Annotated in this window: 13 protein-coding genes; all 13 read left to right on the forward strand. The window is 58.6% G+C overall.

Going from position 1 to position 12128, the window contains the following annotated elements:
* Nucleotides 1-38 precede the first annotated feature (38 nt).
* The 13 genes from NCT04_RS04930 to NCT04_RS04990 are packed head-to-tail and all read left to right on the forward strand — an operon-like array spanning nucleotide 39 to nucleotide 12127.
* The gene (locus NCT04_RS04930; RefSeq protein WP_250464079.1) at nucleotides 39-1364 is read left to right on the forward strand and encodes a phage major capsid protein; all 1326 of its coding nucleotides are present in this window, start codon (nucleotides 39-41) and stop codon (nucleotides 1362-1364) included.
* A gap of 23 nt (nucleotides 1365-1387) precedes the next feature.
* Nucleotides 1388-1954, forward strand: a complete 567-nt coding sequence (locus NCT04_RS04935; RefSeq protein ID WP_250464081.1) for a head-tail connector protein — start codon at nucleotides 1388-1390, stop codon at nucleotides 1952-1954.
* The gene (locus NCT04_RS04940; RefSeq protein ID WP_250464083.1) at nucleotides 1954-2292 is read left to right on the forward strand and encodes a phage head closure protein; all 339 of its coding nucleotides are present in this window, start codon (nucleotides 1954-1956) and stop codon (nucleotides 2290-2292) included. Before NCT04_RS04935 ends, NCT04_RS04940 begins: the two co-directional genes overlap by 1 nt.
* A complete protein-coding gene (gene gp17, locus NCT04_RS04945) occupies nucleotides 2267-2620 on the forward strand; it encodes a tail completion protein gp17 (RefSeq protein WP_250464085.1) in 354 nt (117 codons plus the stop codon). Before NCT04_RS04940 ends, gp17 begins: the two co-directional genes overlap by 26 nt.
* Before the next feature lie 54 nt (nucleotides 2621-2674).
* A complete protein-coding gene (locus NCT04_RS04950) occupies nucleotides 2675-3172 on the forward strand; it encodes a phage tail tube protein (protein WP_250464087.1) in 498 nt (165 codons plus the stop codon).
* Between the two features lie 56 nt (nucleotides 3173-3228).
* Nucleotides 3229-3564, forward strand: a complete 336-nt coding sequence (locus NCT04_RS04955) for a hypothetical protein (protein ID WP_250464089.1) — start codon at nucleotides 3229-3231, stop codon at nucleotides 3562-3564.
* Between the two features lie 20 nt (nucleotides 3565-3584).
* Nucleotides 3585-3953, forward strand: coding sequence for a phage tail assembly protein T (locus NCT04_RS04960; RefSeq protein WP_250464091.1), 369 nt, complete (start codon nucleotides 3585-3587; stop codon nucleotides 3951-3953).
* Nucleotides 3946-4446, forward strand: a complete 501-nt coding sequence (locus NCT04_RS04965) for an HK97-gp10 family putative phage morphogenesis protein (protein ID WP_250464093.1) — start codon at nucleotides 3946-3948, stop codon at nucleotides 4444-4446. The genes NCT04_RS04960 and NCT04_RS04965 overlap by 8 nt, the downstream gene beginning before the upstream one ends.
* Nucleotides 4439-7201, forward strand: coding sequence for a phage tail length tape measure family protein (locus NCT04_RS04970; RefSeq protein WP_250464095.1), 2763 nt, complete (start codon nucleotides 4439-4441; stop codon nucleotides 7199-7201). Before NCT04_RS04965 ends, NCT04_RS04970 begins: the two co-directional genes overlap by 8 nt.
* Nucleotides 7202-7212: 11 nt before the next feature.
* Nucleotides 7213-7557 (forward strand): phage tail protein, encoded by a 345-nt coding sequence (locus tag NCT04_RS04975; protein ID WP_250464097.1) that lies wholly within the window; start codon nucleotides 7213-7215, stop codon nucleotides 7555-7557.
* Complete coding sequence (locus tag NCT04_RS04980) at nucleotides 7554-8252, forward strand: phage minor tail protein L (RefSeq protein ID WP_250464100.1); 699 nt, start codon at nucleotides 7554-7556, stop codon at nucleotides 8250-8252. The genes NCT04_RS04975 and NCT04_RS04980 overlap by 4 nt, the downstream gene beginning before the upstream one ends.
* Before the next feature lie 3 nt (nucleotides 8253-8255).
* Entirely contained in the window at nucleotides 8256-9020 is a 765-nt protein-coding gene (locus NCT04_RS04985) for a C40 family peptidase (RefSeq protein ID WP_250464101.1), read from the forward strand.
* Nucleotides 9008-12127 carry a phage tail protein gene (locus tag NCT04_RS04990; protein ID WP_250464103.1) on the forward strand — a complete coding sequence of 1040 codons (3120 nt, stop codon included), beginning with the start codon at nucleotides 9008-9010 and terminating at the stop codon, nucleotides 12125-12127. The genes NCT04_RS04985 and NCT04_RS04990 overlap by 13 nt, the downstream gene beginning before the upstream one ends.
* Nucleotide 12128 lies beyond the last annotated feature (1 nt).

The raw sequence follows: 12128 nt of genomic DNA on the forward strand, positions 1-12128 counted from the left end.
CCGCCGCCTTCGGGCGGTTTTTTTATTGGAGATCGATTTTGAATATCAACGAACTTCGCCGCGAACGCGCGAACGTTAACCAGCAGGTCCAAGCGCTTGCCGCAATCGAAGCGGGAGGCGTTGCGCTGTCCGCCGAGCAACATGCCGAATTTGATAGTTTAAGTACGAAGTTCAGCGAGATCACCGCCCAGATCGACCGCGCAGAGATGGCCGAGCGCATGGCGGCCGCGGCGGCAGTTGCAATCGATCCGACGCCAGCAGCGGTGGCAAGCGGTGGGGCACCGAGCGTTCCGGCGCAGCCGAAGATGCCAGAGGTGAAAGGCGCGAAGGTGGCGCGTATGGTGCGCGCGTTGGCCGCTGCGCGTGGCGACACACAGTTGGCTTCAAAGTTGGCGGTGGAGCGCGGCTTTGGTGAAGACGTCGCCATGTCGCTTAACACGCTCACGTCGAGCGCAGGCGGCGTTCTCGTGCCAACAAACCTCTCGAGCGAAGTGATCGAGCTGCTGCGTCCGAAGTCCGTCGTTCGTAAGCTCGGAGCACGTACGCTGCCGCTGTCGAACGGCAACATCACGATTCCACGCTTGAAGGGCGGTGCTGTAGTCGGCTATATCGGCGCAGATACGGATATCCCGGCCGCGCAACAGCAGTTTGACGACTTGAAGCTTACGGCGAAGAAGCTTGCCGCGCTGGTGCCGATCGCAAACGATCTGCTCAAGTATGCGGGCGTGAACCCAAACGTCGACCAGATCGTTGTTAGTGACTTGACCAGTGCTATCGGCTCTCGAGAGGATAAAGCATTCATTCTCGACGACGGAAATTCGAACACGCCGAAGGGCCTCCGTCACTGGGCAGTTCAGACAAACAAGATCGCCGCAAGTGACGGGTCGTCCGTGCAGAAAGTCGACATCGACTTGAATAAGGTAATTCTGGCACTCGAGGGTGCGGACGCAAACATGATCACGCCGGGATGGATCATGGCGCCCCGCGTGTTCCGGTTTCTGACGAGCTTGCGCAACGAAACCGGTAATAAGGTCTATCCGGAGCTCGACAATGGCATGTTAAAGGGTTATCCGGTCGGGCGGACGACGCAAGTTCCGATTAATGGCGATCCTGATGGCAAGTCGGCCGATAAGACCAATGCGTCGGAGATCTACTTTGCTGACTTCGGCGACCTGTTCATCGGCGAAGAAGATTCGCTTGAGATCGACTACAGCAAGGAGGCCACCTACAAAGATTCGGATGGTCAGGTAGTCAGCGCTTTTCAACGTGACCAGACGTTAATCCGAGTGATCGCCAAGAACGACTTTGGTCCGCGCCACGTCGAATCGATTGCCGTGCTCACTGGCGTACGTTGGGGCGTATAAGAGCTCGGCGCTCGATAAATTAAATGACCACCGTGCTGGTTCAATATCTGGACGACGCTGAACCACTGACGTTCGAAGATGTCGCTGCGCAATGCCGAATCGATGACGAGGATGAACGCGATTTCATTGAGCGAATTGTGATCCCAAGCGCGCGGCAGGCAGCAGAGAGTAAGTCCGGCGCTGCGATTCGCCACGCGCGGTACGTCGAGCGTTTTGCTAGCTTTCCGCAGGGCGAATTCCCGTTGTCGATTGGTCAGGTCCTAACCGTCGAAAGCGTGCAATCGCGCATTGCTTCGGAAGAGTTGACAACGCTGGATAGCAATACCTATGAGGTTGTGCAGCTGGGTCGTGAGACGCTTCTCGCGCCCAAGGCCAATCGCGCCTGGCCCGATGCCAGCACGGTCTTGATCACCTACCAAGCGGGCATTGACCTGTCGCGCTATCCATCGGTGCGTTCGTGGATGCTTCTGGCGGCCGCATGGGCATATGACCATCGCGAACTATTTGCACGGGGACAAGCCATCGGCGAGATGCCGGGTGGTTATGCCGACGTGCTGCTCGCGCCGATTTGCGTGCCATCGAGATTCTGATGCCGGCAGGAGTGTTCAATCGGACCGTGCGCATCGAGCGCCGTGTACGAGATCCAAATCGTGAATCGATCGCGTGGGAGCTTGTAATCAAGACGCGCGCGTTTGTGATTATGCAAAGCGGCAAGGAGATCATTGCGGCCGATGCGCCCATCAGCATTACGCGAGCAAGCGTGCGTATTCGGTATAGCCGGATAGCTTGCAAGGCCATCCGGCAGGGCATGCGCTTGACGGTTGATGGCCTCGTCATGCGCATTGAGCAAGTGCAGCCGGATGTTGATCAGCGCGAGTATATCCAACTTATCTGCGTCACCGATGAGCGCCGGGAAAATCGTTCGTAATGCGCTCGCGCGTCTGGCCGACGGGCGTGTGTTCGAAGACGTTGTGGATGACGATGTTAGCCCTCCGTGGATCGTTTATCAGGTGGCCGGCGGACGTTTTCCCGTCGGTCTGAGCGGCAAACCTTTGGGCGTTGTCCGTGCGCGAGTGCAGATATCCGTGTGGGATACCACGTCCGATGGTCGCACGAAGCTGATGCATCAAGTCGTGTGGGCCATCGTCAACCCTACGGTTGGCGCGGTGCCTCTAGGCGCACCTGAGGATGTCTTTGAGCGCGAGACCCGGCTTTTTGGAAGTCATCTTGATGTGAGTATCTGGAGCAAGTTTTAGTAGAACGTGATGGTAGGACCGCCGCGACGATTTTTGAATAACGGAGTAAAAGCAATGGCAGAGAAAACCACGCCGGAAGATATTTTTGGCGCAGATAACGACTCGAATAAGCAGCAGTCGACCGCAGTTCCATCGCAAGGCACCAAGCTGGAGTACAAGGACCCGAGCGGTGACAACGCTTCGTTTGCCGAAGTAGCAAACTTCACCGACATCTCAAGCTTCACGGGTTCGGCAAACCTGGTTGACGTTACGCGTTTGAATAGCACCGGTCGAGAGAAGAAGCGCGGTATGCAGGATTGGGGGCAAGTGACGCTCGCGCTTCACGTGAATATGACCGAGAAGTCGCATCAGGCATTGTTCAACGCAAGGAAAAACGGAACGCTGCTTGAGTTTAAGCTCACTTTGTCGGAAGGAACGGAAATCAAGTTTAATGCGCATGTGAAGGATTTCCCGATCGCGGCGAAGGTCGATCAGATGCTGACCAGCTCCGTCAACCTGGAGGTGAGCGGCGAGATCGAGATTACGTTCGGTAAAAAGCCGAATTCACGGTAAGGCTCTATCTAACGTCAGTTTATCTCATTCGCAGAACCAATCTAAAGAGGCCTGACATGCAACGAGAACAAATTTTATCGGCTCTTCAGCCCAATATCGTCGATGAGAACGTCGTGGCACTCGGAGGTGAGCGAGTACGCTTTCGCGAGCTCACGGGCGCGGCGCGCGACGCGCTTTACGACAGCGTTAAAGATCGCGCTGGAAACAGCGCATTTGAAGCGACGCTGATCGCCGCCACCGTGGTTGATGAAGGAGGTGAGCCGCTGTTCAGCGGAGACGACATTGAAGCGCTTCGTGCGGGGCGCAAGCCGCTCCTCGAAGAACTCGCGCAGATCGCGATGCGGCTGAACGGTCTCGGTAACCGCGCCCAGGAGGAAGCCACAAAAAACTGAAAGCCAGCCCGCGGAAACTGATGTGGATGCGCATTGCTATGGCATTGGGCATGTCGGTGCGGCGCGCCAAGCTCGAGGTGTTCAGTGCCGAATATTCGGATTGGGTGGCGCTGTTCGAACTCGAACCATGGGGCGGCCACATTGAAGATCTGCGGGCCGGCACACTTATGAGTCTGTTGTACAACATCCATCGTGGCAAGGAAGCACCGCTCGCGTCGGCGGCGGAGTTTACGCCTTGGTCTGGTTGGAGCCGCGAGCATTCAAAGCCTAGTGGGCGCAGCGCCGAGGAGATTGTGGCCGACACGTTTGGTGTCAATCTGGACGCAGCCAAACGCTCTGGCGCAAAGCGCCTCGTCGTGCGCAACGGGGAGGTGCTCGAGGGTGAGTAAAAACTATCGTGTTGAGAATCTTGAGGCGTTGACTGACATGTTCGCTAAGCTCGATGACGCGGTAAGTGAAAGCACGCTCCGCCAGGCGGCGGTGTGCGGCGCTCGCGTGATTCATGAAGAAGCGAAACGGCGCGCGCCAGTAGGCGATCGCATCGGCAAGCGTTTCGGCCGACCCCATTCGCCTGGATTCCTGCGAGACCATCTTCTTATTGCATACGATCAAGAGGAATCAGTGCCCGGCAAGCTTGCCTCCTACATCGTCACCTGGAGCGCGGACGCCTTTTATGGGCGTTTTGTGGAACTGGGCAAGCGAAACGCAGTGCCGTTGACGAAGCGCACAGTCGCGCGCGGCATTCACGACATCGAGTTTGGTAGTTCGCGAACGCCTGCGCAGCCGTTCATGCGTCCCGCGTTCGACGCCAAGAAGTCAGAGGCGGCTCGAAAGATGGCGGAGGTCGTTGAGCAGAAGTTGAAGGAGGCAGGCTGTGGCTAATGAGGTCGTCACTCGTATCAGCGCCGATGCGTCTGGTTTCGAAGCAGGCATGGAGCGAGTGAAACGCGCGAGCAAGGGTTTCGTCGCTGATCAACAAGCAAGCGCGCGAACCTTCGAGGCTTGTCAGAAAGACATGGCCGTGAGCAGCTCGGTGGTTGCGCGTGCGTTAGAAGAGGCGGCCAGTAACGGCGCTGCGGCGAGCGTGCGTCAGGTCAACGCTGCGGTGAAGGGCTTTCAAAAGGTGGCCGAGACCGCGGGCAAGACGCGTTTCGATTTAATGCGATTGAAGGCAGCAAACCTTGGCATTGCTGCGTCTGCGGAGCCATTGATTGCGAAGGCTGAAGCTGCCTCGCGCGCCATGCATCATCTGGGAGCCGGGTCGGCCGCCGCTCGGCGCGAATTGTTTGTGCTTGGGCACGAAGCCATGCAAGGCACTTGGAAGAATTTCATGGGCTCGCTCATGGTGCTCGGCGAGCGCATCGATGTCTTGCCGATGCTGTGTGGGCCGGCTGGCATCGCCTTAGGCGCCCTGGGTGCAAGCGCGTACGTTGCCTATCATGCCATTCACGCACTGAGCGAGCAGCAAGAGAAGCTCGATCATGCGATGGTTCTTTCTGGCAACTATGCAGCGCTCACCCAGGGCAAGTTACTGGTCTACTCCGACACCCTCTCGAGTCGTGTAGGTGTTTCGACGAACGACGCGCGCCAGGCGTTGATGAGTCTCGCGCAATCCGGGCGCGTCGCTGCGGCAGATCTCTTGCAAGTTGCCGAGGGTGTGGCGGCCTATGCAAAGGTCTCGGGGCACTCGACAGAGGACGTAGTGCGTCAATTCGAGCAGTCGTATGGACATGCTGCTCAAGCCGCGCGGAATTGGGCTGACACGCACCACGACCTGAGCCAGGCGCAGATCGAGCAGATCCGTACAGTCGAACAATCCGGCGACAAAGCGGGCGCATGGGCGCAGTTCGTACAAGCGGCGAGCCAACGCGCGCGAGAAGCCGTCGTGTCCGACAACAAGGCAATGACGGATAGCTACGAGACGCTTGGCCAACGGTGGGAGCGTTTTTGGCGGGGCGTCACAGGCAAGGTAGATGAGCTCGCGAAGTTGCAGGATGCGATTGCTTCCCAGCGAGGCATGCTGTATGACGCCGACGCTAATCCGTTCGGGACGAACACGGAGGCGATCGAAAGGGAGATCGCGGCGCTTGAGCGCCGCAAACATGCTCTGCTTGACCAAGCATCTAAAGCAGACTCGCACAAGAAGAGTGTCGACACGTTGGCATCCATGATGGCGCATCACGACGAAGTGATGAAGTCAGTGCGCTCGTGGAAGGAAAAGCTTGACGATGCGAACGCCAGCGCACGCGCAGCCAAAGATGCGATCCTGGGCGTCGCCAGAGCGGCCGGCAAGAGTCATCAGGAGCTTCGCGAGCTTGGGGCACGGCTCGATGCAGATCTGAAGAAGACGATTGCTCACAATGAGTCGCTCTACCATGCGCCAAAGGCCCAGGTCCGGGCGTCGCACACAGATGATGCCGCAAGGCGTTATCTCGACCGGCTTCGTGAGCAGGCTGCTGCGCTTCGGGCGCAGATGTCGACGACCGACAAGCTTAGCGACGCGCAAAAGGAGCTGGCGCGATTCAACGAGAAGATGGCCGCATTAAAGACGCACGCCGCGAATAGGGAAGAACAAAGTCTCGGGCACGCCCAATCAGCGATTCGATTACAGCTCGAGCGGAATATCGGCATGGAGAAAGAATTGAAGCTGCGCGAGGCGACAGCGAAGATCGCCGTGCAGGCGCTGCATGCGCGTGAGAGCCTGCGCGAGTACGGTGAGGAGCAAGCTGGCCGTTACGCGCGCGCGCTCATCGGGCGCGACGCGGATCCATTGCGCCGAGACGAGCAAGCTGATCTGAACGAAATCACGCGCAAGCACCAACGCGAGCTTGATGAGTTGCGAATGAGCGCAAGCTCAGAGGTATTAAACAGCGATGGGTATAGACGAGCGGTGGCTGATGTTCAAGCGAGTCTCGTCGAATCGATCGCGAACCATGACCGGTATTACGCGGAGCTCAGGGGTCGCCAAACCGATTGGCTCGAAGGTGCAAGCCGCGGCATGGCGGAGTTCTTCAAGGACACGCAAGCTCACGCGGAAACTGCACGCCACGCGGTGGTCAACGTCATGAGCCGGATGGAAGACGCGGTGACGAAGTTCGTGACAACGGGCAAGCTCGGTGTGAGAGAGTTTGTCGCCAGTGCGCTCGCCGATCTCTCGAAGCTTGCATTGCACCAGGCAATGGGTGGAATTATTGCAAGTCTCATAGATCGGTCACCGACCACAGAGGTGATTGCGCAGCTTCTGAAGCTACTGCCCCACCGCGCACAGGGCGGATCCATCTCCGGGCCGGGCACGGGCACAAGCGACAGCATTCCTGCGATGTTGTCCGACGGAGAGTACGTGGTGAACGCCGCCTCGGCACGTCAGCATCATGCGCTGCTCGAGGCAATCAATTCCAATCACTTGGCGCATTTCTCCTCGGGCGGCCTCGCGGGTGGGTCGAGCGCGGTCGCGGCACGATCGGAGGGCGCACAGGTTCACCTGGCTGTTCACCATCATGGAGGCTCGAGTCTAAGCGATCACGACCTTCGTGCGCTGCAGGAATGGGTGGGGGTGTTCTTCGACCAGAAGCTTGCGCGCAAGATGGGCGGCCAGGGCGGAGTCGGTTATTTGATGTCGCAGGGGTTGCTCGCGTGAGAGTCTCAGCTATGCATCGCACCTTTACCTGGTCACCTTCTGTTGATGCGGAGGGAACCACGCACTTTCGAGTGCGCACGGTGCAGTTCGGCGACGGCTACAGCCAGGCGGTGGCCGACGGCGTGCGTAACGTCACGGAGTCGTGGCCGCTTCGGTTTGTTGGTGACGGGCAAGAAATCGGCGCAATCCGCGCGTTTCTCAATGCCACGCGCGGTACCGAAGCCTTTTACTGGACACCGCCATTAAGCACGCGTGGTCTGTTCAGGGTCGACGCTCAGCAGGGCGTGCAAACGCGCGCGCTCGCCGGCGATCTTTACGCATTGAGCGTGACATTCAAGGAGGTCTTTGACGCATGAGTGAAGTGATCAATGCGGCACGTGCGGACGTGCAGCGGCTGGAGCCGGGTGCGCTAATCAATTTATTCGAGCTCGATCTGACAAGCCGAGGCGGTGAAGTTCTGCGGTTTCACGCGCATCAGCACGGTGGCCTAATTAAATGGCAAGGGCAGCAGTATCACGCATTTCCCGTGCAGATTATGGGCTTTGGACGAACGGGTGACGCCGCACAACCCACGCCTACGCTGAGCGTCGCCAATCTCGACGGCGCGATTTCCAGACTATGCGAGCGATTTGCCGATCTCGTGGGCGCGCCGGTGCGGCGGCGCAGAACGCTTGCGCAGTATCTTGACGATAGCGCGCAAGCCGACCCGCATGCCGAGATGCCCGTCGAGGTGTGGCTAATTGAGCAAAAGACGCTTGAAACGGCGGCGGTGGTCGAATTCTCTTTGAGTTCACCCTTGGATCTGTCGGGGCGCAAACTGCCTGCACGCCAGATTATCAGTGCGGTGTGCCAATGGCAGTATCGCGGTGCTGAATGCGGGTACACGGGACCACCTTACTTCACGCGCAACAACATCGAGACGAAGAAGCCGGAAGAGGATATGTGCGGTGGGCGATTGTCGTACTGCCGTGCGCGCTTCAAGAAAAACCCGCTGCCTTTTGGTGGCTTTCCGGCTGCAGGCGTGGATGGCGCGCTCACGCGCGGCGGATAAGTGATGCTTGCTGATCGGACGCGTGCGGCGATTCAGGAGCACGCGCTCGCGTGTTATCCGAACGAATCGTGCGGGCTAATCGTGAACGGCGATTACCTGCCGTGCGCCAATGTTTCAAATCTTCCGTCCGAGCACTTCTCCATTTCAGCGGCCGAGTACGCTTGCGCAGAAGACTTGGGATGCGCGCAGGCCATCGTTCATTCGCATCCTGATGCGAGTGCTCTGCCAAGCCTTGATGACCTGTTTGCATGTGGGACGTCAGGCGTTCCGGTGTGGCTCATCCAAAGCGTTGAACGCGGCGAGGGCGGCGCCGCTCAGGCAGGCCGCCTTCACCAATTTACGGCGCAAGCAATCGCTCAAGCGACTGCCACCGCGCCGCTCATCGGTGCGCGCTTCGTGCACGGCACACATGATTGTTATGGCGTCGTGCGACGTTATTACCGCGCAGCGCTCGATCTTGATCTGCCGGACTTCGAACGCTCCGGGAAGTGGTGGATCGATCCCGCCCGCTCGCTGTACCTGGACAACTACGAAGCGGCGGGCTTCGCGAACATTGAGCTCAGTGCAAGCTTGCATACGGGCGACGTCCTACTTATGGCGATTGCGAGCCGATACGGCGTGCCCAACCACGCCGCAGTCTATCTTGGGAACGACGAGATACTGCATCACCTTTGGGGTCAGCTCTCGCGACGTGAGCCGCTGCCCCGTTACCGCAAACACGTGACGCATGTGCTGCGTCACCGGGAGACGATTAATTGGAAGATGTAGTCCGCCCAATCAGGCTCTATGGGAGTCTGGGGGCCAAGTTCGGTCGCGACCACGCCTATGTCGTGCGTTCTCCTCGCGATGCCGTGCGAGCGCTCAGCACGATGGTTCCCGGATTCTGGCAGGAGCTCGTCAAAAGCGGTCAGCGGGGCGTGCGTTATGCGGTGTTCGTGGGCCAGCGCAATGTGGATAAGACGCAGCTCGATTGGCCCTCGGGTGGCGAGCCGATCCGCATCGCTCCGGTGATTGCGGGCAGTAAGGCCGGCGGGATATTCCAGACGATCGCAGGCGTGGCGCTTGCCGCCGCCGGGGCCGCCTCGATGTGGCTCATCCCGAGCAATAAATTCGGCATCGACATGATGCTCATGGGCGGCTCCTTGGCGCTGGGGGGAATTGCGCAGATGCTCTCGCCGCAGACGCCGACTCCGAGCCCGGTAAGTCAACACGGGATGCCAGGCATCCAGAACGTCGTCGCTCAAGGTGGTCCGGTGCCTTTGCTATACGGGCGCATGCGCGTTGGATCAACAGTGATCAGTGCGGACATCCAGGCCATCGATGCTCCGGCGCGTGCGGCCGAGCAGGACATTGCGCCGGTCGCGACGCAGACGTCAGGCGGCATTGAAGGGCAAGAGAAGACGGTTATCAACAGTCGCCTTTGCTGCACCATTGTCGATCTTATTTCGGAAGGAGAGATAGAGGGATTGGCCAACAACGTTGGACCATTTCCCGCTAAAGCTGTTCAGCGTCGCTCTGTGTATCTGGACGGCGTTCGAGTCGAAAATGACGACGGGAGCTTGAATTTCGAAGTTGAAAAATTTGATTTTGTCGAGGGGAAGGCTCAGCAGGACGCCATCAAGTGGGTCACGGCGGCCTCAAGTGAGGTGCAAGTGGGCGTCGAGCTTCAACGTCGTCTGGCCGACGCTTTTAAGGACGGAAAGAAAATCAAGGTCACGCAATTCACGCCCTGTAAGATCGAGGTCGCAGAGCCGGACGTGGATGAGGTGGATGTTACTGTCCAGGTGAATGATCTGTGGTGGGATTCGAATAAGGGGCACACCAACGCGACGATCAAACTTCAGTTTGCACCGTCGTACGATCCGGCACGCAAGAACGTTCCGGCACCCAAAGTTGAGACTAAAGAGATCACGGGGATCTGCCAGAGCTATAGCAAGACATTTACGTTTCCAGTAGAGCTGGTCGGAGGTGCGCGCTTTGTGCTGGAGATCTCGCGTGCGGACGAGATCGATCAAGATAAAAGTGTCGGCAAGAAGCACGGTACGGCACATGTAGTGAGCTACACAAAAAAGCGAACCGGCGAGTTCAAATATCCCGCTAGCGCAGTGGCGGCGATGCGCATCACCTCCGATAAATTCGACCGAATTCCAGTCCGCTCATACGACGTGAAGGGGTTGCTGGTTGAAGTACCGGACAACTACGATCCGGTCGGCCGCAAGTACGGCAAGGAGTGGACCGGGAAGTTTAAGCGCGCGTGGACAGACAATCCGGCATGGATCTTTCGAGATCTCCTTCTCAATGGCCGCTACGGCGCTGGTGCCTGGCTGCGGGATTCCCATGTCGATCGCTTCGCGTTATATGCGATTGCGAAGTACTGCGACGAGGAGGTTCCAAGTAGTGGCGGCGGCACAGAGCCGCGGTTCACCTGCAATTGCTACATCACGACACGTTCGCACGCGTTCGCCTTGTTGCAACAGCTTGCGAGCGTATTTCGCGGCATTGCCTACTGGAGCGCGGGCAGTGTGCTGACGTCGGCCGACATGCCGTGCGATCCGGCATATATTTACAACCCGAGCAATGTCGTGGAAGGGGTGTTCAAGTACACCGGGAGCGCGCTGAAGTCACGTTACACGGCGGTGATGGTCACATGGTGTGACCCGAACAACGGATTTCAGCGGGCCGTTGAAAGCGTCGAGGACCTTGATGGCATCGCTCTATACGGTTACAACACGGCAGAAATCACAGCGTTTGGCTGTACCAGCCGATCGCAGGCGCAACGGGCTGGGCATTGGCTTCTTGAGACCTCGCGCTTGGAGACCGACACCGTGACATTCGGTGTCGGTCTGGATGGAGCGCTTGCGCTTCCAGGACAGGTGATCGAGATTGCCGATCCGTTGCGCTCGCAGCGTTCGATAGGTGGGCGAATTAAGGCTGTGACGGATACAGGCCGTGTGATCCTGGACCGGGAGGTCGAGGCCCTTCCTGGGAGTTACCTTACGTTGATGATGCCGGATGCGAGCATTCATCGCGTGGGGATTGAGAGCGTACACGGTACCGAGGTAATGCCTAGCGGGCCGCTTCCAAAGACGCCTGTTCGGGGTGCGGCTTGGACGATTCAGCCGGCAGCCGAGGTACGGCAGTTGTATCGCGTGGTCGGTGTATCCGAATCGCATGACGGAACGTCTTTCACGATCACGGCGACGCGGCATGCGCCAGAAAAGTTCGCGCTCGTCGACAATGCGGCGGCGACTGACAAGACCGATCAAGCTTATGTGCCGATTGCCGCGCCAAGCGCCCTACGCCTTGAAGCATTCGCGGACTACGGTGCCAGAATGTCGGCCAAGATATCGTGGGGCGCGGTGGCCAGCGCCAAGCAGCATCTGATTGAATGGCATGAGTCGGGTCACGAAGTAAAGAAAGAGCGGCTTGCAAACACGAAGTGCGAGTGGGTCGTGCACGACTTAAAGCCCGGCAACTACACAGCGCGCGTTCAGGCCGAGGTGTGGGACGGTCGCTTGTCGGAGGTGGCTGAGGTGAGCCGGACGCTCAATGGATTGGTCTCAATCAAGGACCTGCGCCTGGGCCGTGATCGTAGAGCGTTGATAATCGACTGCGAGCTCGAAGGCGCAACCAACACACTGCAATGGCGTGTTGAGGTTCGCCTAGGTGAGACGGACAAGTTCGCTGACGCCAGGGGCAACCTATACGGCGAAATTGGCTCCGCACGGATGCGGGTAGCCGAGCGCCGTTCAGGATATTGCTGGGTCCGGGCGATCTATGCGATCCCCTCGCCATCTGGCGACTTCAATAGCCGTCATTCAAGCGCCTGGTTTCCGAGTGAAGCCGGGCCTGGCATGCGATACGAAAAGGATTGAC

Source organism: Caballeronia sp. GAFFF2, from assembly GCF_023631485.1.
Lineage (GTDB): Bacteria > Pseudomonadota > Gammaproteobacteria > Burkholderiales > Burkholderiaceae > Caballeronia.

Excerpts from the sequence above, each read along its gene's own strand:
- NCT04_RS04935 (WP_250464081.1), top strand. The coding sequence starts at position 1,388 with ATGACCACCGTGCTGGTTCAATATCTGGACGACGCTGAACCACTGACG.
- NCT04_RS04940 (WP_250464083.1), top strand. The coding sequence starts at position 1,954 with ATGCCGGCAGGAGTGTTCAATCGGACCGTGCGCATCGAGCGCCGTGTA.
- gp17 (WP_250464085.1), top strand. The coding sequence starts at position 2,267 with ATGAGCGCCGGGAAAATCGTTCGTAATGCGCTCGCGCGTCTGGCCGAC.
- NCT04_RS04950 (WP_250464087.1), top strand. The coding sequence starts at position 2,675 with ATGGCAGAGAAAACCACGCCGGAAGATATTTTTGGCGCAGATAACGAC.
- NCT04_RS04955 (WP_250464089.1), top strand. The coding sequence starts at position 3,229 with ATGCAACGAGAACAAATTTTATCGGCTCTTCAGCCCAATATCGTCGAT.
- NCT04_RS04960 (WP_250464091.1), top strand. The coding sequence starts at position 3,585 with ATGTGGATGCGCATTGCTATGGCATTGGGCATGTCGGTGCGGCGCGCC.
- NCT04_RS04975 (WP_250464097.1), top strand. The coding sequence starts at position 7,213 with ATGCATCGCACCTTTACCTGGTCACCTTCTGTTGATGCGGAGGGAACC.
- NCT04_RS04980 (WP_250464100.1), top strand. The coding sequence starts at position 7,554 with ATGAGTGAAGTGATCAATGCGGCACGTGCGGACGTGCAGCGGCTGGAG.
- NCT04_RS04985 (WP_250464101.1), top strand. The coding sequence starts at position 8,256 with ATGCTTGCTGATCGGACGCGTGCGGCGATTCAGGAGCACGCGCTCGCG.